Below are 23,692 nucleotides of genomic sequence, written 5' to 3' on the forward strand. Positions count from 1 at the left end.
TTCTTTGGAGTTTTCTAATCTTAAAGGCCAGTAAAAGAAGAGAGAATAGGACTGAACAAGGCCAGTCTCATGAATTTCACTTTCTGCTAAAAAACGAAAGTAAATGAAAACCATATTTTCACATTATTTTCTGTTGACATAAAAAACGAAAACGCTTCAACTCGTTTATCAAGATTGTTACAGTTTTATGACAACGACCTTTAGGGCTCTCAAGCTGTGGCGTTTTCAGTATTTACGTGTTTTGAGGAGCAGCCTTTCATCGGGCTTTGGAACAGGATGAGTATTGCCACCCCGGAATGGGCATTTAAACGGTATGAAGAAGTCCGGCCGCGATTGCCGGAAATGCCATCCTTTGACCAAATTCCAACACCACAACAGGTGGATGATCTGGGGGTTATCGACCCTCACTTTGATGTTTTTCTGTTTGATGCCTTTGGGGTCTTAAATGTGGGGGAAACGGTGCTGGAAGAAGCGCCAAAACGTCTCGCGTCCTTAAGGGAAAAAGGCAAGCAGGTTTTTATCCTGACCAATGCCGCAAGTCAGCAAAAACAGGCACAGATCGAAAAATATAAACGCTTTGGGTTCAATCTGGCAGATGAATGCATTGTCAGCAGCCGTGAAATCCTGATGCAGAATATGCAGGAAGATATCCTCACCCAAGGATATGAACGCCTTGGTATTATCACGATCTGCGATCTAAGCGACTGGCCGGAAGACAGCCCTTACAGTCGATATAACTATGCAGATGATGCGGATAATCAGGCATTCTATAACTGTGACGCCTTCGTTTTTATGAGTAGCGGCCAGTGGAATGAAACCCACCAACAAAAGCTGCAAGCCGAACTTCAGAAAAACCCGCGCCCTGTTTATGTGGGTAATCCGGACATTGTCGCCCCGCGCGAAACCCATTTATCACTGGAGCCTGGATATTTCGCCCATGAATTAATGGACATTGCGAATGTGAAAACCAGTTTCTATGGAAAGCCATACGATAACGCCTTTGAAGAAGCAATTTCACGCGCCAAACGCAACATGCCGGATTTGAAACGAAACAGGGTTCTGATGATCGGCGATACCCTGCACACGGATATTCTGGGCGGCAAGGCCGCGGGCGTTTCAACAGCACTTGTTACCAATTACGGCGCCTACAAACAGGGCGACCCATACGAATTTATAAAAATATCCGGGATCTACCCGGAATATGTGATGCCAACCATTTGAAGTTGGTCAATAGCGGTATTCGCCGCATCCTTAAATTAAGGGAGGATAAAATGAAATTTGGTAAATTCCTGTTAGCGTCGGTTGCCGCGGCGACCATCGCCTTTACATTTAGCAGCCCTGCAAGCGCTGCCTGCAGCAATCACGGTGATCTTGATAAGCGTTACTGCGATGAAGACGGCGATCTGATCGCGGATATCCCGAAAGATAGCTCCAAATGGGTGGACCCAGACACCCTGATCTTCGCCTACACACCTGTTGAAGATCCTGCGGTTTATAAGGAAGCCTGGTCTGATTTCCTCGCCTATCTGGAAGAAAAAACAGACAAGAAAGTGGTCTTCTTCCCTGTTCAGTCCAACGCCGCGGAAATCGAAGCCATGCGCTCTGGCCGTCTGCATATCGCGGGCTTTAACACAGGGTCAAACCCGCTGGCTGTAAACTGCGCCGGTCTTCGTCCCTTTACAATGATGGCGTCCAAAGACGGCAGCTTCGGGTATGAGATGGAAATCCTGACATATCCAGGTTCCGGCATTACGAAAATTGAGGATATCAAAGGCAAGAAAATGGCCTTCACATCCCCAACATCCAACTCCGGCTTCAAAGCGCCATCTGCGATCTTGAAAGCAGATTACAACATGGTGCCTGAAAAGGACTTCGAACCTGTCTATTCCGGTAAGCATGACAACTCCATCCTTGGTGTTGCCAATAAAGACTATCCAGCCGCGGCGATCGCCAACTCCGTTCTGGCCCGTATGCTGAAGCGTGATGTGGTGAAACCTGAACAGCTGGTTTCCCTCTATAAATCACAGACTTTCCCAACAACCGGCTACGGCCTTGCCCATAACCTGCATCCAGATCTTCAGAAGAAAATCATCGATGCCTTTATGAGCTTCAAATGGGAAGGCTCCAGCCTGGAAGAAGAGTTCTCAAAATCCGGTGAAGGTCAGTTTGTGCCGATCACTTACAAAGGACATTGGGAAGTTATCCGCAAAATTGATGCGGCAAACGGCGTTTCCTACTCCTGTTCATAATCGAACGACCTAAATTGGGCGGGTTGCAGTCACTGTAACCCGCCTCTTATTTTATATTTTAGTTAAGAGGATGGCTGCGGTGCTTGAGCTTAACGGATTAACAAAAGCATATTCTGACACGGACCTTGCGCTCAATGATGTCAGTTTCACCATCGAAAAAGGACAGGTTGTGGCCCTTATTGGCCCCTCCGGCGCGGGTAAATCCACGCTGATCCGGTGTATCAACCGCCTTGTAGAGCCAACCAAGGGCAGCGTTTCCCTAAATGGTACAAATATCACCACATTACCGACGCGAAAACTGCGTGAAGTGCGCCGTCAGATGGGCATGATCTTTCAGGAATATGCCCTCGTGGAACGCCTCACTGTCATGGAAAATATTCTGTCCGGACGGCTTGGTTATGTGGGTTTCTGGCGGAGCTTCTTCCGAAAATATGGCGCCGAAGCGGAAGATACAGCCTTTCGCCTTCTGGATCAGGTAGGCCTTCCCGATGCCGCCGACAAACGGGCCGATGCCTTGTCTGGTGGTCAGCGTCAGCGTGTCGGTATTGCCCGCGCGCTTATTCAGGATCCGTCCCTTCTTCTGGTGGATGAGCCAACCGCGTCCCTTGACCCCAAAACCGCCCGTCAGGTCATGCGCCTGATCCGTGATTTATGTCGGGAGCGGAACCTTGCCGCTATTATCAACATTCACGACGTGGCCCTCGCCCAGCAATTTGTGGAGCGGGTTATTGGCCTGAAAGCCGGTCAGATCGCCTATGACGGGCCGCCAGAAGGCCTCACCCAGGATGTTCTTACCGAAATTTACGGTGAAGAAGACTGGAACGAAACCATCCGCAAAGTCGAAGATGACGATGAGGAAGGCGCTGAAGCTGATCAGGCGGTGACCGCATGACAGATCATACAGCAGATTTTCGGCGGTGGAAAAAACCGCCCATGATCAAAAACAGGTGGCTGCGCCTCCTCGTTTTTGTGGGGCTTCCCCTTTATGTGGCGCTCGCCTTTGGCAGCATGGAAATCAACTGGGTCCGTATCATCGAAGGCCTGCCGCGCGGCAAGGATTTTATCCTGTCCTTCGCGACCCCCGATTTTGTGACCCGTTGGGCCGATATTCAGGAAGGCATTCTGGAAAGTATCGAAATGGCCGTGGCCTCTACGGTTGTGGGTATCCTGATTTCCATTCCGATCGGGCTGGGGGCCGCACGTAATCTGGCCCCAACACCAGTATATCTTTTCTGCCGGGGGATTATCTCCCTCAGCCGTGCACTGCAGGAAATCATCGTGGCAATCCTGATGGTGGCCATCTTTGGTTTTGGCCCGTTCGCAGGCTTCCTCACTCTTGCTTTCTCCACCATTGGCTTCCTTGCCAAATTGCTGGCCGAGGCGATTGAGGATATCAACAAATCCCAATCAGAAGCCGTGCGTTCCACTGGCGCAAGCTGGGGACAGTGGATCCTTTATGGCATTCAGCCACAGGTCTTCCCGCGCCTTATCGGGCTTAGCATGTATCGCCTTGATATTAACTTCCGCGAGTCTGCCGTGCTTGGCATCGTGGGTGCGGGCGGTATTGGTGCCACGCTTAACACAGCGTTTGACCGCTATGAATTTGATACGGCGGCGGCCGTGATCCTGATCATCGTGGCGCTTGTCATGGTGGCCGAATACACATCAAGCTGGTTAAGGGTGAAGGTGCAATAATGGCTGTTAGAACCTTGGAAGACGGCTCAAAGAAATGGAGCCGCAGGACCCTCCGCCAGAGCATGATGATCTGGTTTGGCTGGTTGATCGGACTGATTATCTTCGTCATCTGCTGGCAAGCGATCTCAGAGGCAACCACATGGTTTTTTGTCCTTGACGCCCCGCGCATCGCAGAGGATATCTTCACACGGGCCATGCCGCCCAGATGGGGCTATATCGACAAATTGTGGGAGCCGTTATGGGATACCTTTAACATCGCCACGCTTGGCACCGGCATTGCCATCTTGTTGGGCGTTCCCATGGCGTTTTTGACGGCACGGAACACAACCCCATCGGTCTATTTTATCCGGCCGATCTGTATGTTGTTCATCGTGGCATCCCGCTCCATCAACTCGCTGATCTGGGCGCTTCTGACCGTGGCGATTATCGGCCCCGGCGTGCTTGCGGGTGTGGTGGCCATCGCCCTTCGCTCCATCGGCTTTTTCGCCAAGCTCGTCTATGAAAGCATCGAAGAGATCGACGAAACCCCGGTTGAAGCCATCAAAGCCACGGGTGCCTCGCCCACGCAGGTGATGCTCTACGCCATCTGGCCTCAGGTGAAAGCGGCCTTTGTGGGTGTTGCCGTGTTCCGCTGGGACGTGAACATTCGCCACTCCACCGTGCTTGGTCTTGTGGGCGCGGGTGGTATCGGCCTGCAGCTGAGCTCCTCGCTCAACACGCTGGCCTGGCCACAGGTTTCTCTGATCATCCTCACGATCTTTATCACGGTGGTGATCTCCGAACTTGTCTCCGCCAAGATCCGCGCGGCGATCACCAAAAAATAACAGCTGTCGCAGGGCGCAAAGCGCGCCCTGCACCTCCCCCGCAGTCAAAAAATTCGTGACAAGCGGGGGGATAAATGATTAGTGACGAAGAATAGAAATGTCTTTGTCACTATTGTTATCCAGCAAGGCGCGTTATGAGCAAACCGGCCCCCATTTACGTTATCGATCGCAAAACCGGCGAACAGTTTGAAGAAGCCGTCTTGGGCGAAAAGTGGATCCGCTGGGCCTATCAGAACTCTAACAGCAGCTTCCTTGAAAAGATTTTATTCCGCTCCTCTTTCATCAGTAAATTGATGGGCGCGTGGTACAGCTCTCCGCTCTCCAAGGGGAAGATCGCCCCCACCATCGCGGAGCTTTCCATCGACGAAAGTGAATTTCTGGATAGCACCGATAGCTACGCCACTTTCAACGACTTTTTCATTCGCCACCTGAAAGACGACGCCCGCCCCTATAGCGATAAGGCAGAAGACATCGTCTCCCCCGCGGATGGGCGCACGTTGGTTTTTCCAAAACTGGATGAGAACACTTTTGTGCCGGTAAAAGGCTTCCCTTTTTCCATCAAGACAATGCTGCCGGGTGTGTATGAGCGTTTCACCAATGGCGCGCTGGCCATTGTGCGTCTGTGTCCCGCCGATTATCACCGCTATCATTTCCCATGCGCAGGCACCATCACCGACACCCGCGATATTGAGGGCGCGCTTCATTCGGTAAACCCCATCGCGCTTGGCGCGGGCCCGGATGTGTTTGGCGACAATAAACGCACCTACACAATGATCGAGACGGAAAACGCCGGCACCATGTGCTTTATCGAAGTGGGCGCCTTTGGCGTTGGCAGCATCGTCAACACCAAAACCAACGGCACCGTCGCCAAAATGGAAGAAAAAGGCTACTTCAAATTCGGCGGCTCCACCGTCGTCGTCGTCTTCGAACCCGGCAAAATCGAGTTCAGCGAAGATTTGGTGAAAAACAGCGCGGCGGGTAAAGAGACCTTGCTAAAAGTCGGAGAGACGTTGGCGAGGGTTGTTGGGTGAGTTGATTGCAGACAATCCCAAAGCACAACAAGTGCAACAATTCACTCTTTGAACTTTCTCAATGCTAAAAAACGTCAGCATCGAATATATTTCCGAAAACACTCGCATACCAACTTTCTTAAATACTCTTTTATTAACTATCGCATATGTTGAAAATCTAAGAATACTCATATATTAAGTTTTCAAAAGTATCCCCAATGAGTAGCATTAACTCTTCACACAACTGTGTATGCGATTTAACGAAATCATTTTCCATAGTGAACATCTCTCCATGTGCAACCATATGCCTCCATTTCACCAGTTCACCATCGAGTCTAATTCTATGCTTTTGAAAAGGCTGAATATCCTCTCCTAAGATCGAATACACAAAGCGCAATCTATCAAAATTTAGGTTTGATCTGGGCAACAGAACCTTTCTATCAAACAATGCAAAATCCTGATTTTTTATTCCTCTTAACTCCTGTGTGACAGTCAGTCGATTTGCTAAATTATCGGTCTTGTTTTTATAACTATCAAATATTGGAGTAACCGCGCCCAAGATAAAATTTTCATTGAGGTTATAATAAGAAAAACCCGCTTGTTGGAAATAGTCTATTAGCGTGTTTATACAGTCTGCAAAATATCCCTCCCAATGGGCATAGCATAATACAATCACAGCCCTCGAAGAAAACTTCTTGTTTCTCTCTAGATTAGTATCGTAGTGAAAAGCCCGAACATCCGATATTTCGCGTGCGCGCCAAATTCGGTTTATCGCAATTCGGTTCAAAGAAACATCGCGCATGTTTGTATTAGGCCTTCGCGGGATCGAACCAATTCGTTCCAAAAGGAACTGTTCTTTGAAGTCGTTGAGTACCTCTCAGCCCACCAACGGACATTTGCTGTACTTCTTCATTGTCCCAAAAGGTTTCAACACGATTTCTGAGGAAATTTTCAGGATCATCCAGTGCCTTGATATTCACTATATTCTTACAGACCCCAACAAAAATTGCTTCTAGAGAACGTAAGGAAAATCGCTGACCTTTACCTTTTTTATCTCCAGCGAATGGAAATAATGCTCTATCCCCAAAACATGCATGCAATATTTCAATTGTCTCTGTAATATTGAGAATGACATCATCAATGTCTTCTTTTTCAAAGACATCAATTATTTGTGTATTCAGAAATTCTTGGACATCGCTTTTATTGTCATAGTCACGATAAGAATGAACCATAATCCTTGTAAGATAATCTAAATCCTTTTGCCCCTTCACTGAGTCTTCATTTATTGAAGTCATTGCTCTCAGTTTTTCATTAGATGCCAGCTCTCTTACTTTCCTCATTGCTTCAGGATTCGCCATAACCATCGCACACGACCTAACCTCTTGTTCGTTGGCATAAGCTCCTCCTCTATTCAGCCGCTGGAAAAGATGGAATTTTGTTTCTGAATCACTTGGCTGCTGCAAAATTTGAACATCAAACCTAGATCTCCGAAGCATGAGCTGAAGTGATTTATCCAATGGCACCTGGCTATTTATATCAAGGTTTTCGATATCTTCAGATCTCTCCCAGACAGTGTTTTGCAATGAAGGTAGGTAAGTTGTACCGGTCAGTACGGATCTTGGTAGTTTTTCATCCGTGTCTGGCTTTCTCAAGGAACCATGAAACTCTAATATTGTTGATAATCTCTGTAATCCATCCACTAATTCCCAAGTACCTTCTTCATTTTCAAAAACAAATATCGGAGGAATTGGGATATTAATTAGAATAGATTCAATCAAACTTGATTTTTTCTCTATTGACCATCTAAATAGTCTTTGAAAATCAGGCTGAATGTTGAGCTCACCTTCATTATACATCGAAATAATTTCGCCAATCGATAGAGCCAAATTCTCTGTTTTTACTGTTTGACGTGTTTTTTCTATTTCGTTTTTTAAGGTCATTATCTTACCTACTCAATCCGCCTGATTTTACCCTTTTCTATTATACACACTATTTTATTTAAAAAAACCTTAGGTTGATATAAAATTGAAACAATAATATCTCGTCAAGGTTGTTTGTAGAAAATAGCGTATATTCGACTGCTTATTTTAAAAAATAGATAAAACGTAAGTACCAATTTTTATATTTAAATCTTAAAAGTTTGATCTTTTCTTCATTGGGAGAAGAGCACTAACGGCATCAATCAACAACCTTGAAGAGCGTTTAACTCACAATCTTCAAAAATGCTAAGTCATTGGAAAATATGGCGCACCCGACAGGATTTGAACCTGTGACCTCTGCTTTCAGAGATTGTGCTCTATCCAGCTGAAATAAGAATACGGGGAAGGCTTCGACTTGCCTTACGATATTGCAGCATAGATTACAGCTCTTGCTGTCATGGCAAATATCCACCCGAGATTGCAACCGATATACCTCACAACCATATAGGGCTGGACGATGCACGCGGTCATGCGGATGTTTTCAGAAAAGCAACCCAGCTCATGCGCGGCATATGATCAAAGTTGTTTTTCGATGGTAAGAGCATTTTGTTCAATTACCTCAGCAAACTCTTTCACGCTTTCTTCGGAGGCATCCGGCTGACAAGAAATTAATTCAATGGCTTCATTTCGCTTCGTCACCATGGCATCCACAATTTTACGGATTTGAACTTTCAAGTTACGTGGATTTGCTCCGATTTCTTTGGCGATAATGTCCCAATGTCGGCCTTCCAACCGTTTTGTTTCCCGTGATTTTCCGGCAAGTTTTTGTGCATATTTTTGGTTGATATTCTGTTTTTTCCAAAGCAACACCGTTGAAACATCATAAAGTGGCGCGAGGGTGCAATCGTTAAGCAGTATGGAATAGTTTTTGGCATGGGCATCTGTGTTGCCAATCAATATATTGAAAATCACTTGATCGAGGAGCTTCGGACGATCCGCGGGTTGTAACCTCTTACCTGTTTGCATCAACGCCTTTAACGTCAAACCAGGAACAGTCCCCTTTTCATATTTTTGTGTAGGATAAATGCCATTAGCCTGTGCAAAATCTTCCTGATGTAGTCGCTTGATACCCCCATTCCCGGTTACGCTTCGATCATATCTGGAAACAATCAATAGCTTTTTGTCTCCTGCTTTGCTGATCATTGCTTCAACAGCCTCAATACCGATTAATCTTGCTAATGCAAGGCAATAGGCTTCGTTCTCTACAATTCCAGGCAGCCTCTCATTTTGTGGTTTTACGATGATCGTTGACGGCGCGCCAGCCGTTGGTATGGCAAGTTGGTCACCTTCTTCCGGCAATCCAAGTTTGGGTTTATTATTGGTGCCCAAAACAGTTAGAACTGTCTTCTTCTGTCCTCCAGCAAGCGATAGCCTTATCCCTTCTTCACCCGCCATAAAGGGCCTTTGCTCTAGGTCGGAGACATGCGCTATCAATGACGTCTCTTCGTTTTTGGCGCCATAATACTCTTTGAGGGAAATAAATTTCCAATTGTCTCTCTCACTTGGCTCCCCAATTGAAAGAGCCCCCGCAGTGTCGCCCCCAATTTCTTTTAACAGCGCAAGAGGGTCGGAAGACGCAAGTTTTAAGATTTCTGTGAGACTGGCTAATTGTTGCTCTTCAGGCAGGAGATTAGCAATCCAAGGCAGAATCGTTTCATACTGATCATCCCCAACAGGCATAGTGGTGGATATGGGGAAGTTTCCAGCTGTATTTTTCCATTTATTTTCATAGGAAAATGACAACCCGGTTTCACTATCCACAAAGATGCGCCCGACGACGAAGCGGCTATAGAAGATTTCGACTGTATCGATGATTGTCATTCATCTTCCCCCAGCGAATAGCCGTCTTCTTGGGGCTCTCTATCTGCAGTTTCCCCTTTTTGGGCCAAGGCCCCAGATTGCTCATCCCCCCCGATGAATAATTCCGGCAGTTTTATCCCAAGAGCCTCACACAGAGAAACCATTGTCGCGAGGGTGATATTGGCTTTACCTCTTTCAATTTTGGATAAATTTGCAATGGTCGCGCCTGATAACAAAGAGAGCTGTTCAAGGCTCAATCCTTCTCTGTCGCGCACTGTGCGAAATCTGCGGCCAATCTCTTGGGCCCAGTATTCTTTATCGTAAGACATAATGTCACCATTTATCCTAAAAGATAAATTGTATAGATAATCAATAGAAAATCAAATATTTTATCTTATAAAATAAATTCTACTGGATTTTGGCGAATTTTCACATATTTTATCTTTAAAGATAAATAATATGGCTGCAAAAAGCACCATTTAGAACACACTAAATTTTTGTTTTTAAGGGGAAAATATGGCGCACCCGACAGGATTTGAACCTGTGACCTCTGCCTTCGGAGGGTCACCACGCATTGAGTTTCAAATTGGTGTCTTCTGTTGTCACTCGTTGAAAATCACTAACGCATTGAATTAATTAAAAAAATATAAGTGCTAATTTAGGGCCTAATAAAGCCGATTTATTCAAGTAAGTATGGTTTGAATTCAATTTGGTCACAAAACACTTTTTATTTTCCTGGTATATTTACCAAGTTTTCTGATGGTGTTTCGCCTCAAAATAATAGTTTGCCTAATCGAAGCTTCAAAAAACTATTCGGAACTACTTTTTTCTTTAGTAAATTCATTGCTATCAAAAGTAGTTTTTTAAAGCTAGTTTAGATCGTTCTAGGACTCAGGGGAACAACATGGGTGATGGCGTTTCTATCAGATGCAGCAACTGTCAAAACCAAGAAGATTTTGGCATTGGTAGTGGTATGACAACTTATATGCCATTCATTAAACACGATAGTCGTTTTGGTGAAAATTCAGAAGTACGGAAAGCCATCGAGATATGGCAAAATAACGAGAATGTTCGAGATGTTTGCTCTTATCAGCTTTGTGTATGCCCAGAATGCAAGCGTATAAAACACCGATTATATATAGAGCTTTTTCTCGATAAGAAATTAGTATTCCAATCAAATTACATCTGCCGTAAACACAATAATGCCATGTCTTGGATTAAAGATCCTACAGTCAGTTTAGGCGATAATTGTGAGTGCCCAAAATGCGGTAGCCATGATCTATTATGTTATGATAATGGCTTAATGTGGGACTGAGTTTGATCAGTAATCATTAACATTCCCCATTTGGCTGACAAATACTTTTTACGTATAGCATTCACATGAGCCTTCGAAAGCAAATGAGTTTTGGTGAGTTGCTGTCTGGTTCAACGCAGAAGTTAGAGTGGCCTCAATCAAAATTTGAAGAAGCAAGATCATGTGCCCCTGCAGGTTCTTCATGTAAAAAAGATCTTGCTGTTCGGGAAGCTATTGCGCTTCCCAATCCAATAGCTCGATTAGGATTTGTATCAGATCGTCCGGCTAACTGTAGTGTTGCCGGCGACTACCTGAGTTACAGTCAGGTGGTTCCGGAAAATAGGCTCTTCATTTCCCGGACAAATTAAAATGCACAGCATGTAAAGAGTAGGTAACTGAGGCGCGTTTCCACTCTAGTTACGCTTATGAGACATTTGTTTTAAATAAGGGTGACAACTAACCCGGCATTACCGCCAGGCAGAGGTTGCGTCACACAACCTCTCCCGCTCCCACTCAGTAGTCCTTGTCAAACCAATCTAAGATTGCAAGTATTAGCCTGATAATTCTGAGTAAGTTTGTCATTTGTTCACCTTATGTAGCAGGGGTACATGCGCTTAATTGCCACAATTGGTTGCTACATAGGTATTTATCAAAGTTGTGATTTTTACCGCTGAAACGGCTCAAAAAACGCTGAAAATTCCGGCTGAGTGTTCAGACATCAACTAACAAGCTTAATGGGGGGCAACATGAACGAAGAAAAAACACTAGTAATTGAGTGTCCTTATTGTGGACTGTGCCATTTTGATGAGGAAGAGTTTAAGGGGGTGAAGACCCTATTAAGAACTTATCGTGATGAAGGGCAATCAAATCCAGGAATGATCATGGAATGCTCATGCCATAATGAGTTTTCAGTCTCGTTGAAATTCCTCGACTGTGATCTTGGTGAGATCTACACAGGTGTGAAAATTGATGACGTCGGCGAACCAGGTCACATAAGAACAGCGGACCCTGGTTTTTTTGAATTAAAACCAAAATGGTGGGAGATCTGGAAGTAGTAGTCAGTATCATAAGCGGTCGTTTTTGACCACAGTTTGAAGCTGGGATTTCACGGTTCCAAAATAACCTCAGGCGTCGGGTGTAATTCCTATCGAGAACTTGATGAAGCCCTCGGTCTCAACCTAGTGACTGGGGACCACCGAAAGATGTGATCCTCGGTATGGTCTAGGGCATCAGCCCGGTCGACAGCAAGTAGGAAGGCGAGATCTACAATTGCCACTTTAGCTGCATCAATTACCATCCGCTGTTCCTATTCAACCAGTCGGGGGACCTCGAACAGTATTCGCCGCGTCCTGGCAATGTGCATTGTACCGATGGCCGGCGGGATGTATTAGCACCGGTGTCGAGCGATAAAAGAAACGGAAGGTCCGGCTCCAACTTCATGCGAACCTTGGTGTTGCCGAAAGAGGTTTCTCTTGCCCATTCCTTTTTAAGGAAATTTCTGGCATAAGAGAAATATGCCATCATCTGTCAAAGATTAAATGGGTGGTCAAATGCAGAGTGAGGAAATCACGGAAAACGGACTTTTGAGTCCTCATAAAATTGCTGAAGCCTTGGGCACTCCATTAGAGGAACTAGCGTGGGCGCTTGGTTTTAGTGAAGAGGATCTAAAGCGTAGTAGTTTTGTGCTTACCGACAAAGCGCAAAATCGCTTGAGCAACTTTATTGACATTTTGGCAATTGCGACACCTCGTTTTGGCTCGGCTTTACTGGCTTATGCCTGGTACAGATCTGAACCTCTGTCAGGGTATGCCGACCTAACCGCAATGCACCTGGTTTGGGAGGGAAACGCTAAGCAGGTTCTTGAGTATTTAGAAGCCATTGACTCGGGGGTTTTCGCTTGATGTGGCGAAAAGGGTTTATCCTACTACTATTAGGTTCCAGAGCATTTTAAATAATATTATTGAATTACGCAGTAGTTTTTACTACTTTAGATAGTTTGAAGGTTTTTCTTTCTCTCTGAACTTCGGATTGCCCAAACTCAATTTGCACTTCGTTGTATTCCAGTCAGTTAGGAACTCTGAGGGTGGGTTTTTTGGGTCATCGATTGATAGAGTGTCTCATGCCAAGTTCAGTCCATTTGACGACGTAACAAACAAACTATTGGGAGTGTGGGGTGAATAATGTTTGCATTCTATGACTTGGAAACCTCAGGGACATCACCTGCATTCGACCAGCCTTTGCAATTTGCTGGTATTCTGACAAACGATGACTTGGAAGAGGTAGAACGCGTTAATATCAGGTGTCGACTATCCCCTCATATTCTACCGGCTCCATGGGCGATGGCTGTGACCGGTGTTACTCCGGATATGTTAGCTGACCCAAGCCTTCCTAGCGCTTTCGAGTTTGCACAAGAAGTGAAAGATTTGATTTCTCGATGGGGGCCTGCAACTTGGGTGGGTTTCAATAGCATTGCATTTGACGAACAGATGCTGCGTCAGATGTTTTATCAAAACCTACACCCTGATCTCTATAGTACTCAAATCAATGGGAACGATCGATTAGATATTATGAAATTGGTGTATGCAACATGGGTTCTGGCCAATGATGCATTAGCGTGGCCAACAGACGAAAATGATAAGGTAATTTACAAATTGGACAGGTTGGCTCCAGCGAATGGATTTGTAAGTGACAATTTTCATGATGCCTTGGCCGATGTAGAAGCAACTATACACATCGCAAAGTTGATACGTGACCGAGCCCCAGCGGTCTGGGAGCAATCTCTGAGAAACAGGTCTAAAAACGATGTGCTGGATTTGTTATCCTCAGGCCAGGTCTTAACGCTGATCGAAAGATTTGGAGCAGCTCCTCCGCGAGCTTACTTGGGTGCATATGCAGGTCAAAACCCTCAAAATCAAAACTCCATAGCTTATATGGACCTCGAATTAGTTGATCCCAAAAGCCTGGACCCTGTAGATAGTGGACAACTCGCTGACGCTGTAAATGCATCGCCAAAACAAGTGAGAACAATTGCAATTAATAACGCTCCAAATTTATTCCAGATGGAGATTGACACTCAGGTAGTATTAAGCCGGGCCAACGAATTACAAAACATGCATGAATTGCATGAGGCTATTGGTCAAGCACTGGCAGATAGGTATCAAGGAGCGGAAGAACCTGAAGAGATTGAGAAACAGATATATGCAGGCTTCTTTTCGTACGAGGACAAAAACAGACTAATCCAATTTCAGAAAGTAGATTGGTTGACGCGTATCGAAATCGCCCAAGAATTTAGCGATCGACGACTGAGATGGCTTTCCAGCAAGCTGTTATACTTGAATAAGCCCGAATTGCTTTCGCAATCAGCAAGAGATCATTGGCAACAAAGTATCTCTCAGCGATGGCAAAGCAATGACCCAAAAGCTGAATGGACCACATTTTCTCAGGCTAATAAGCAGTTATCCGAAATCGAACAACAAGGAGCGATTGACACAGAGCAATATAATGCTCTCAAAGAGTTCTATGGAGATTTGGCTAGAAAATTCTCTCCATAGTAATTCGGGTTCAGCACATTTGGACTTTTACTGGCCGTATAGTGCATATATCGATTGATCACTAAAAAGCCCCACACATCTCTTTAGGATATGTGGGGCCTTCAATTTAATGCGACCTATTGAGTAGCATCATATTCCTTTCCAGATGCCGTGATGAATATCCGCTGCACATCAACAGATGTTGTATCGTCATCCTCCAGTAAGGATTGATACTCCAAATGTATTGGAAATAAGGCGTTTCTCTCTTTAGCATATTTTGTCACATTTGGTTTTGAGAGATAGCCAACGAATTCGGCGACTTCAAATCTATTTTCAATAGGTACTGCAAAATCGGGTTTTCTAATGGGTTGCACTTTTTCTTGGATTTTGCGGCGAAAACTTACAACAGATTTAATTGGGCTTTTTGCGGACTGGGTCATGGTAACTCTTTCTAATGAATAGGTGATGGGAACAATGAAAACGGGCAGCAAGTACTTATTGCTATTGCCCGTTGAGGTTCTATTGGTATAGGAATTTCTTCAAAGAGATTGGGGTGAGCTCATCTGAACTACCGGGCTTATGGCGGCCGCTGGTGATGATCTTGTGGTGGTGGGTAATGATTGGGCCATAACCTTCATTTTCTTGAACGATTTTATCGACTTGGAAATCGCTCAAATGTTCGTCTACGACCACCGATCTTTGATATGCATCAACGAATTCTTGTTGCTCGGTCGCAAGATGGAGCTTTTCTCTAGGGTTGCGATAAACGCTTTCATCGAAAAGGTTCAAAGGCGGTTCTTCGGTGAAAAAATAGATATAAGTGCGATAACGTAGATAAGACATAGTAATTCCTTCTCTTGGGTGAGTTTAGTCTTAAGAAGATTAGATTTTGGGATGTGGTAAGGGGCGCCTATCCAGTCATAATCGAACTATGAGAACGGCTAATGAATATGGGAGCGAAACCCTGCCTCTTAGAAACAAGAGTCTCGATCTCAGTATCTGTCAGATATTTTTCACAAGAGAAACTAACAGCGTGGTTGTGAAAAAATTCCTCTGCAGAAAGTCTGATTTCAAAGCTCTTGAAAGAGCCTTTTGATAGGCCCTCACCAATTGAGGCAGGCGGTTTTTGGTCCATAAATGTGATGGATGTAAGTGAACTTGCATTCGGATACATACTCTTCTCCGTAACAGAATGTGGGTTTTGGCTTGAGCCGGTTCGAAAGAACAATCCGGCTCAAACCAATACCCACTTGAAGACTCAATGAGCGTCGAACGACGGGATTTGTTTTAGGGATAACTTCCATGCCATAGGCATTAGTCCGCCAAGGCCAGAGTATGAGGGGAGTCAAAAACCTTAAAATTAATTATTATTTATCAATGCGTTATATCAATTTCCCAATTAAATCCGTAATTATTGGGCCGATTTGCGTGCAGTTTTTTCTGATAAGTCTAAATCTTACTTACCCGCTGATAACGGGCGGTGAAGCTAGTAGCAATCTGCGGAATTGCATGGAGACGAGAGTAATGAAAAAGATATTGAGGCGGCAAAATTGGGACGCAAATTTTCGACAATTACAGAAGTATTATGAGATCCACGGGCATATTCATGTGCCAAATATAAAACAGTATTCGAGCTTGCGTGCTTGGCGAAGGTATCAAACTGAACGTGCCCGGCAGGACCGCTTGCCTGATGATCAGCGAGAGAAGCTAAAATCTCTCGGAATGTTCGGTGAAACTCTCGAGGAGAAATGGCTTAGGAATTTTGACAAATTGGTGGCTTTTCACGAAGAACACGATCATTTTCGTGTTCCGCGGACAGGTGACACCAGTGCGCTCGCTCATTGGCTGCGCCGTCAAAAACAACAGAAAAAGCAAGGTCGCCTGCGCGTGTTCTATGAGCGGAAACTGCGGAGGTTGGGTGTTCCCTATTTTGAGTATGAGGCACGTCAATAATGTCAGCGTTTGATGTAAGCGCAGGCAAGTCGCAAACGATATCGACCAAAGCTCAAATCTTGACTGTTCATTCTCAAGCTGAATCGGCTTTTGATGCCTGGCGCGAAGTTACTTTTCAGCAGCCAAGTTGGAATTTACCTAAACGTACAGCTGATATTATTGCTGCAAGGCATCCCCTTTTTGCCATGAAGCATGGAAAGAGTAGCTATCAGTTTTTTGGTGGATTTATGACCGCAAGCCTGTTCCTTACGGGGCAAGTCACGAAGGCCCGGTGTTTGGAATTTAGTAATAGGAACTCGATAAATATTGAGCGCGTCGCATGGGAGGAGTTTCAATTTCTATTGAGCTTTCAACTCGATCGGCGTCAAGGCTTGGATAGTGTTTATCAATCGGTAAAGGGTTTCATCTCTAAAGAAATTGCAGAGCAGATTTATGGGAAAAAACAGATCAGCCGTCATATTCTCCACAAAGTCACAGGAGTGCCAGTAGAGCAGTTTAGATACCGTCAGAAATTTATGACAGCGCCTTCAAAAAAAGCAAATCAACAGTAGGGTGTGAGCAATGCAAGCCATCACATGTCTTAAAATTGAAGAGCTGCCGGAGTGTTTTCATCATGCGGTCTATAGTGAGATTTTCGAGGTTTTGACCCGATTGGAAAATAGTCATCCTTGGGCAAAAAAGCTAGTCGATGGAGCACGTGATTTTCTCTGTTGGCCAGGGGGTGACGGAGGGGAAGCGGAAAGCCTTGGCGGTGTATGGCATCACCTAAAAAGCGAGAGAAAAGTTTCTGAAGCTCCTTTTACAGCGATGCTGGCTTTTTTGGGTTCTGAGGTGCAACTGGATCCAAAAATTTCCGTTTATCGCGATGTTTATATTTTGCTCTTTTTGGCGTTATTGAAGCGAAAAGAGGCAAACCCTGAATTTAATGCCCTGAGTGCTATTGAAAATGCGTCAAGCTGTTTAAGGCAACTTACAACGTCCAAATATCAGGATTTGCGTGAAGCATTACCCTGGGAATTTAGTGATTTTTCCGATTTGCTTGCGCAAATGGAAGGCCTAAAAAAAGCACTAGAAAGTAATGATAAAATTTTTAGTTCTCTCAACCGACTAATGCCGCCACTACGTTATGTAGTGAAGCATTTCATCCCTCCAAAGAGAGAGAGAAAGGATGCAAGTAAAGGAAGTTCAAAATTAGAGCGAGCAACCGTTAAGACCTCCCCTACGCTGGAAAGCGAAGAGACCCACGAAACTGTTGAAGATGTTACTTTTCTTCCTATCAAGTCAGTTGAAGCCGAAGAGCAAAAAGGAGACCCGGCATCTTCTATTCAATATAATCAATTTGAGGGAGGCGAACCTGACGGCGTTAATCAATCTAATGCGCTAAAACAGAAACAGGCCAGAGGCTTGGTCAACGACATGTCCATGAAGAATTACTTGCCTTCTTGCCATTGGGACTATTTACATCTGGGTGAGATTTCTGATGGAGTTAGGGAGTTGTGGAATATTGCGACGGGCGATGAGCCAAAAGGGAAAGATCAGCAAATCGCCGCAACTCTTTGTTGTCTTATCATATTGACAGGCCGGTCTTTTGAGCGTTGCGTTGCAATGTTGGAGGCTGCAGCCGAAGGCAAATTAGAGTGGTTGTTTCGTGCGGAGAATTTTGAGAATCGTAGTGGTTTTCATGAATTTCTCTATGTTGCAAAAGATGCCCGAATGTTGGGACTGCGGGCAAAAACGGTTCTCCCTAAGCATCGTTCTTACGCATCTCAAACAAAAGATAAACCCACCGAGGGCACATGGATGATGCTACCTATTACTTTGTTGCCCGCTGTCCAAATGTTGATTGAGAATTATAAAAGCCTTCCCGAAAAAATGGCGGTGGCAAGTTTTCTTAAGGATATTGCACGAAAATCAAATACACGGACCACCATTGCACGACTTACAAACTTGCTTTTCTCGGTTGTTAAGCAGCAGACGGGTTCGAAACTTATGGCAGGGCATGTTACCGGAAAATCACCACGGCAGATTCCAGCTACTTATTATACTCACCTTGGTGAGTTGGAGGTTAAAAAGGCACATCAGCGGGCAGTGAATTGCATTTTGGAGGCTGCTTCCTTGCCATTAATGAGAGGAAAGTTTGATCGTAATAATAAATTGGGAAGCTTGATTAGAGTTGATGAAAGTAAGCTCTTTGAATCCATTGCCTTGATCCGCGAGGAGGTTATCAAAAAACAACGCCAGAAAACTGTATCTCCAGTTGATATACATGGCGACATGGTTGCATATACTTTGTTATTGCTCAATATATGCACTGCTCATCGCCCTGTTTCAACCCCTTTTGATTGCCTGAACAATTTTGATTTAGAGCGAGAGCTGGTTTGGATTAGTGATAAAGAAAACCAGTCAAGCCTTGCGGCTCGCACAGTGTATTTGCCTAAAGTGGCAATTGAGCAGATAAAAAGTTACATCACTCACTTACATGAATTACGCGTTTATCTTAAGCGGTATCAAAATTCCAATATCTGTTGGGTAGAAGAAGCTATTTCTGGACTAGGTCCTTTATTTTTTGTTGCAAAGACCAATAAGGTAAGTAGTCCAGAAAAACAAAAATTTGAAATAGCACTTCCCAAGCATTTCGATCTTTATTTTGCAGACAAAATCCCTCTTCCGCTCAATTGGCCGAGGCATTATTGGGCGACCTATTTGAGGTTTGAAACGTCACTTTCTGAGGAACTGATTGACGCCATGTTTGGACATGGCGGCTTTGGAGAGGAAGCTCAGGGCTGTTGGTCAGGATTATCTGTGCAAGGTCTCAAAAGTACGAGAGATATTATTTCCGAAAAATTAAGTGAAGGAACTTTTCCTGTCCTTCCTATTCCTCAAAAAGAACGAGAGAATTTAGCCTTTAACATAAGAAAAAAGGAAGAGGAGGAAAACGAAGACAAGCTCTATGGCTCAGTATTGCGCGCTCAGAAAAGAAAAAACGAAATCTTGAGAGTTAGGGCAGAAATTGAAGCAAAATTTAGATCTCATGTTTTCAGTTTAACGTCGCCTGATAAAAGCATAGTAGAAAAAAACAGCGTGGTTGATTTTCTTGTAAGTTCTATTGATGAAAAAGGATATGGACTTGAACATATTTGGGTAGCAAAAGAGTGTTTGGCACGCCTTGTTAGCAACTTGAACACGGATCAAAACTTAATGTTGAGAGTGCCAGCAGTCCCTCAGCGCGTTACCCGTTTAAAGCAGACCAGAACGAGAAACTGGAAGGATAAAGCATGTGAAGTAACCAATCTCAAAATAGAGTTTTTGGCATCCCTAGAAAAGAATGGCAGTATTGATCAATTGACCCCCCGCCATCGCTTAGGGCTTTGCATCATTTCAGCGGCTTTATTTGGTGCTCTCAATACAGAAGCAGTTTTAGTTGCTCTTGCTAATAAGTTAGCTTCTGAGGAAATGCCGCTAACGATTACTAATGTATCAAGTGAAGCTCCAAAGTGGTTAGATGCGGCAAAAACATATCTGGATTTATTTTACCATGACGGCAATATCCATTCCATACAGAAAGACGGGCTGCTTACCAGTCACAAAAGATGGCATCCAGATCCTTTGTCTCTTTGTTTTTTACAGGGTTTTTCTAACGGTAGAACATCTGATCAGCTTAGTTTAGAGCCCAGTTTCAAAAAAGAAAGTCTGAGATCACTGCTTGGTGACACTCTGGAAGCGCTGCAATTAATTGGAAAAGGCAAGAAGACTCGCAAGAAAAGACAGTTGGTCAATAGTCTCATTAGGGCCGGTATAGTTGTAGCTGAAGAGCAAGAATGTGTTGATTTGAGCAATGCGTTGGCAGAATGCGCAATGGGCCATCAAGTTACTGCCCCTTTGCCGCCAGAATTTTATCGTTTCATATTTGAGGACAAGCAGTGGCCTATCGTTAAGCTTGATCTCCACCAATATGGTGCGTTGGATCGGGAAAGAGCTTCGGCTAATCGACGACTCTACAAAGCCAAAAATTTCGGCCGGTTGGAGTACAAAAAATTGCGTAATGCGATTTCGTCAAAGACAGAGGCCGGAGCCAAAAGATCATCCCATGAAGTGATGCAAAAACTACGTCTACTAGAGACAAAAAACTGGTGCTTGTCGGTCTCAATTATGCGGGATTGGGCCTTAAAACTTTTGGCTGAAGATAAGATCAAGGTTACGACGCTCAACACATATATTTCGCGAATTAGTAGCCATTTTAGGGAGATGGATGCAACGTGTGATTTGCAAGAGATGGAACCCGAGGAGTTTGAGGCCTGCTATGCAGAAATTATGGAAACGGTCAAAACCGCTGCAAAGAAAAATGATCTTGCATGGTATGTGAACCGGTTGCACGAATTTTGTGTGGATAAGTATGACTTTCCTCTACTCACAAATAATATTGCAGCTGGCCCAAATTCAATACCGGTAGTGCGGGCAGGCTACATCAGTCAAAAGCTATATTCTGCAACGCTTGAAAGTATTTTGCGGCAAAATCATTGGTCCGGTGATTTTATTAGATCCATAAGGCTCTTGGTGATCTTAGCATATCGTACCGGCATGCGTATTGGCGAAATTTTAAAGCTGCAGCTTTCTGATGTGGTAGGCGATAAACAGCAGTTTGTGGTCTTACGGCCCAATAGATACGGCAATAACAAGACAAACTCTTCAAAGCGCGTGCTTCCTGTCCAAACCTTATTGTCCAAAGATGAGTTTGGTGAATTTAGGACTTTATTGCGAAATAGAAATTCAGTCGCAAAATCCAAAAATGAGCTCCTTTTTTGCTCCTCTAACAATGGCTATATTGCATGGAATGCCATTACATTCTCTCGTATGTTGAGTGATTTGATGCGCAAGCTATCTGGCATTGAAACAATAGTCTTCCACCATTTGCGCCATACGGCTTTATCAAATTTGCAGGTGATTATTGAGAAAGAGTCTGGCTTAGCGTACTTCCTCACTGGTTTCAGTGAACAAAAACAAAAAGAGATTTATGTTGCCATTTGCGGGAGTGAAAATGCGAAGCTTGGTAAATATTGGTGTCTTGCTAAAGCCGCGGGGCATGTAAACCCAGAGACTACTTTCCGGCACTATTTACATTTTTCTGAACTGATCAGCTCTTTAAAACTCAATCAATCAATTGAAGTTTACAGTCGTAAATTATTGTCGAATATTTCAGGTTTGAGCCTTAATAAACTTACTCGCCTTGCAGGCGAGACAGAGCGAACGATACCAAAGCTTCCTGCCCAAATGTTGAAACCCGCATTTTGTGAAAAATTACCGAAATCGGAGGAGATGAGAGTAGTGAGTGAGGCTTATGAGCCGGCTTATCCAAGCCATGAAGATTTCATGATTGATATGCGCCACTCACATGATGTGGTCTTGCGAATATTACAGCATATTGAAAATGGTCGATCCATTGAAAGGATTGCTGAAGAGTTTCTCATTGAGACAACTATGATCGAAAATTATGTGGAAAATTGTCACCTAATTCAAAACCAGAATACTCGAGAGGGACGGTCTCGGGTAATGATGGAACGAATAGAAAATGATGTTGAGGGACGACGGTTTGCGCCAATTAAACCCAATAAGTCTGGAGTGTTAAAACGAGCTGAACGTCTCATTGACACGATGGATCCTGTCTTACGAGAAAAAGGTGGAGAGGCGGAAAAACTAAAGTCTTGCCTGAAACATTACATACAAAACTCCCGTCGCGGTCATACATTCATTAGTTTTAAAAATTTTGAAGCCCAAGAGCAATTCATTGAATCTCTTAAGCCTTACATAAACCGCAATCGATGGGATAGAGATAATCATACGATTATGGAAGAGGAGGTCGCCCGAAAAAAAAGGGGCCATAAGATCGATCGAAATTTTAAGGGCCGATACCATCTGACCTTGTGCGAAGATGCTGTAAAGCACAAGAAGCTTAGCGGTAGAGAAAGGGCGGACGCGCCTAAAGCTGCATCAGAGATCAGATATGCGTTCACTATTTTAGCCATCATATATTTTAACTCTCAAGACCGAGCGAGCTTGCAAGGCTATTCATCCTTGGTCATGTAACTTAAGGGTAGCGCAATGCATCAGCTTTATTCAGGGGTATGATTAGTACATCCGGGCTTCTTGAAGCCCGGATGGTTAGGGTGGCATCTCAAGATGAAGGAGAAGGAGGTTCTGAGAAGCTTCGTTGCAGTGTTGCTTCAAAAGCAGAACCGTCTTGCCTGGTTAGATTTGGCACATATCTGGAATAGACCCTGAATAACATTTCGGTAGTGGAATGACCCATTTGCCGAGCAATCCATTCGGGATTTTCACCAGAAGCAAGCCATAAAGTGGCCGTCGTATGTCTTGTTTGATATGGCCGTCTTTTTTCAAGATCAAGAAGGCGTAATAGTGGATACCAGACCCTCTTCGTGAAATGAGAGTTATCAATTGGTGCTCCTTGAGTGTTGCAAAAGACATACTCGCCGAGATGCCTCGAAGCCTTCTCTTGAATTTTTAAGGCATCAAATACTGGTTGAGACATATCGATTGCTCGAAATGACGCATCAGTCTTTGTATCTACCTGTCTACGTTGTACATTCGCCTCCCTGATAAGTATTTGTCGTCTTTTGAAATCAACATACTTCCATTTCAAACCGTGAATTTCACTTGTACGCATACCTGTAAAGAAACGCACTTCAAAATAGGCTCGGAAATCTTTCCGCACTGTATCTAAAATGAGTGAAACCTCTTCGATTGAGAAAGGGTGAATTTCAACGCGAGGCTCTTTGAGCGGTTTGATGTTTCGCCAAGGATTAGTGAATTCAAATCGATCAGACGCTTCAGTTAAGATCATACGCAGTGGCGTCATCACATGATTGATGCGTGAAGCTGACAAGGTGGTATTCTGTTTCCTCCCTGGTTTCATAGATAGTTGCCTGCGAAATTCCAGGATATCTGCTTTTTCAATCATCCCAACAGCTTTATCTCCAAAATATGGAATGAGATGGGTGTGAAGGTTGATTACGGAAGTATCAAAATAGGATTGACGCCACTCAACTCGTTTTTCTCGAAGCCAGGTTTCGGCAAAGTCAGTGAAAAGCGGCGTACCGCTTTTCTGGTTCTCCAAGAGCCTTGCTCTTTTGGAGAATGTTCTAGCCTTTTTGCTGTTTGGAAAGTACTTCGCGTAATCGAGCTGATCTAACAGTATTTCAGCTTCGATTTTGTTAAGGGCTTTCTCCAGTTTTTGTCGATTAGCCGGTGTGTCCATTAGGTTAGTTTTTTCGCGGCAGCGTTGATTTTGATAACGAAAGTCAAGATAGAGGCGGCCGTTGCGATTTGTAATCGATCCCATTATC

At 44.3% G+C, this 23,692-nt stretch carries 20 protein-coding genes and 1 pseudogene; 14 read left to right on the forward strand and 7 right to left on the reverse strand.

The window, feature by feature from the left end; all coding sequences use genetic code 11:
* Positions 1-276: 276 nt before the first annotated feature.
* The 6 genes from GUA87_RS03700 (at position 277) to asd (ending at position 5,799) form a co-directional block, all read left to right on the forward strand.
* Complete coding sequence (locus tag GUA87_RS03700; protein WP_193715159.1) at positions 277-1,221, forward strand: HAD-IIA family hydrolase; 945 nt, start codon at positions 277-279, stop codon at positions 1,219-1,221.
* A 50-nt stretch (positions 1,222-1,271) separates the two neighbouring features.
* Positions 1,272-2,249: a phosphate/phosphite/phosphonate ABC transporter substrate-binding protein gene (phnD, locus tag GUA87_RS03705; protein WP_193715160.1), complete on the forward strand. Its 978-nt coding sequence runs from the start codon at positions 1,272-1,274 to the stop codon at positions 2,247-2,249.
* 79 nt (positions 2,250-2,328) lie between these two features.
* Entirely contained in the window at positions 2,329-3,141 is an 813-nt protein-coding gene (phnC, locus tag GUA87_RS03710) for a phosphonate ABC transporter ATP-binding protein (RefSeq protein WP_193715161.1), read from the forward strand.
* Positions 3,138-3,944: a phosphonate ABC transporter, permease protein PhnE gene (phnE, locus tag GUA87_RS03715; protein ID WP_193715162.1), complete on the forward strand. Its 807-nt coding sequence runs from the start codon at positions 3,138-3,140 to the stop codon at positions 3,942-3,944. Before phnC ends, phnE (GUA87_RS03715) begins: the two co-directional genes overlap by 4 nt.
* Positions 3,944-4,768, forward strand: coding sequence for a phosphonate ABC transporter, permease protein PhnE (phnE, locus tag GUA87_RS03720; protein WP_193715163.1), 825 nt, complete (start codon positions 3,944-3,946; stop codon positions 4,766-4,768). Before phnE (GUA87_RS03715) ends, phnE (GUA87_RS03720) begins: the two co-directional genes overlap by 1 nt.
* 134 nt (positions 4,769-4,902) lie before the next feature.
* Positions 4,903-5,799 carry an archaetidylserine decarboxylase gene (gene asd / locus GUA87_RS03725; RefSeq protein WP_193715164.1) on the forward strand — a complete coding sequence of 299 codons (897 nt, stop codon included), beginning with the start codon at positions 4,903-4,905 and terminating at the stop codon, positions 5,797-5,799.
* 157 nt (positions 5,800-5,956) lie between these two features.
* Here the strand turns inward: asd and GUA87_RS03730 are convergent, their stop codons facing one another.
* The 4 genes from GUA87_RS03730 to GUA87_RS03745 form a co-directional block, all read right to left on the reverse strand.
* The gene (locus GUA87_RS03730) at positions 5,957-6,580 is read right to left on the reverse strand and encodes an MAE_28990/MAE_18760 family HEPN-like nuclease (RefSeq protein WP_193715165.1); all 624 of its coding nucleotides are present in this window, start codon (positions 6,578-6,580) and stop codon (positions 5,957-5,959) included.
* 7 nt (positions 6,581-6,587) lie between these two features.
* Positions 6,588-7,718: a DUF262 domain-containing protein gene (locus GUA87_RS03735; RefSeq protein ID WP_193715166.1), complete on the reverse strand. Its 1,131-nt coding sequence runs from the start codon at positions 7,716-7,718 to the stop codon at positions 6,588-6,590.
* Between the two features lie 555 nt (positions 7,719-8,273).
* Positions 8,274-9,578 carry a HipA domain-containing protein gene (locus GUA87_RS03740; RefSeq protein WP_193715167.1) on the reverse strand — a complete coding sequence of 435 codons (1,305 nt, stop codon included), beginning with the start codon at positions 9,576-9,578 and terminating at the stop codon, positions 8,274-8,276.
* Positions 9,575-9,886, reverse strand: coding sequence for a helix-turn-helix domain-containing protein (locus tag GUA87_RS03745; RefSeq protein WP_193715168.1), 312 nt, complete (start codon positions 9,884-9,886; stop codon positions 9,575-9,577). The genes GUA87_RS03740 and GUA87_RS03745 overlap by 4 nt, the downstream gene beginning before the upstream one ends.
* A gap of 575 nt (positions 9,887-10,461) precedes the next feature.
* Here GUA87_RS03745 and GUA87_RS03750 point away from each other — a divergent pair.
* From GUA87_RS03750 to GUA87_RS03765, 5 genes and pseudogenes are all read left to right on the forward strand, one after another.
* Positions 10,462-10,872, forward strand: a complete 411-nt coding sequence (locus GUA87_RS03750) for a hypothetical protein (protein ID WP_193715169.1) — start codon at positions 10,462-10,464, stop codon at positions 10,870-10,872.
* Positions 10,873-11,597: 725 nt separating this feature from the next.
* Entirely contained in the window at positions 11,598-11,906 is a 309-nt protein-coding gene (locus tag GUA87_RS03755) for a hypothetical protein (protein WP_193715170.1), read from the forward strand.
* Positions 11,907-12,103: 197 nt separating this feature from the next.
* Positions 12,104-12,250, forward strand: a pseudogene (locus tag GUA87_RS17850) (IS1380 family transposase); the annotation flags it as partial.
* Positions 12,251-12,401: 151 nt separating this feature from the next.
* Positions 12,402-12,752 (forward strand): hypothetical protein, encoded by a 351-nt coding sequence (locus tag GUA87_RS03760; RefSeq protein ID WP_193715171.1) that lies wholly within the window; start codon positions 12,402-12,404, stop codon positions 12,750-12,752.
* A 279-nt stretch (positions 12,753-13,031) separates the two neighbouring features.
* Complete coding sequence (locus GUA87_RS03765; RefSeq protein ID WP_193715172.1) at positions 13,032-14,402, forward strand: exonuclease domain-containing protein; 1,371 nt, start codon at positions 13,032-13,034, stop codon at positions 14,400-14,402.
* A 116-nt stretch (positions 14,403-14,518) separates the two neighbouring features.
* Here GUA87_RS03765 and GUA87_RS03770 read toward each other — a convergent pair whose 3' ends face one another.
* Both GUA87_RS03770 and GUA87_RS03775 read right to left on the reverse strand, forming a co-directional pair.
* Complete coding sequence (locus GUA87_RS03770; protein WP_193715173.1) at positions 14,519-14,821, reverse strand: hypothetical protein; 303 nt, start codon at positions 14,819-14,821, stop codon at positions 14,519-14,521.
* Between the two features lie 79 nt (positions 14,822-14,900).
* Positions 14,901-15,224: a hypothetical protein gene (locus GUA87_RS03775; protein WP_193715174.1), complete on the reverse strand. Its 324-nt coding sequence runs from the start codon at positions 15,222-15,224 to the stop codon at positions 14,901-14,903.
* Positions 15,225-15,905: 681 nt separating this feature from the next.
* Here GUA87_RS03775 and GUA87_RS03780 point away from each other — a divergent pair.
* From GUA87_RS03780 to GUA87_RS03790, 3 genes are read left to right on the forward strand one after another with little or no spacing between them, the layout of a single operon-like run.
* Positions 15,906-16,334: a helicase associated domain-containing protein gene (locus GUA87_RS03780; RefSeq protein WP_193715175.1), complete on the forward strand. Its 429-nt coding sequence runs from the start codon at positions 15,906-15,908 to the stop codon at positions 16,332-16,334.
* Positions 16,334-16,885 carry a hypothetical protein gene (locus GUA87_RS03785; RefSeq protein WP_193715176.1) on the forward strand — a complete coding sequence of 184 codons (552 nt, stop codon included), beginning with the start codon at positions 16,334-16,336 and terminating at the stop codon, positions 16,883-16,885. Before GUA87_RS03780 ends, GUA87_RS03785 begins: the two co-directional genes overlap by 1 nt.
* 10 nt (positions 16,886-16,895) lie before the next feature.
* Positions 16,896-22,415 (forward strand): tyrosine-type recombinase/integrase, encoded by a 5,520-nt coding sequence (locus tag GUA87_RS03790; RefSeq protein ID WP_193715177.1) that lies wholly within the window; start codon positions 16,896-16,898, stop codon positions 22,413-22,415.
* An 88-nt stretch (positions 22,416-22,503) separates the two neighbouring features.
* Here the strand turns inward: GUA87_RS03790 and GUA87_RS03795 are convergent, their stop codons facing one another.
* Positions 22,504-23,688, reverse strand: a complete 1,185-nt coding sequence (locus tag GUA87_RS03795; protein WP_193715178.1) for an Arm DNA-binding domain-containing protein — start codon at positions 23,686-23,688, stop codon at positions 22,504-22,506.
* Positions 23,689-23,692 lie beyond the last annotated feature (4 nt).

It is taken from the genome of Sneathiella sp. P13V-1 (assembly GCF_015143595.1).
In the GTDB taxonomy this organism is placed as follows: Bacteria; Pseudomonadota; Alphaproteobacteria; order Sneathiellales; family Sneathiellaceae; genus Sneathiella.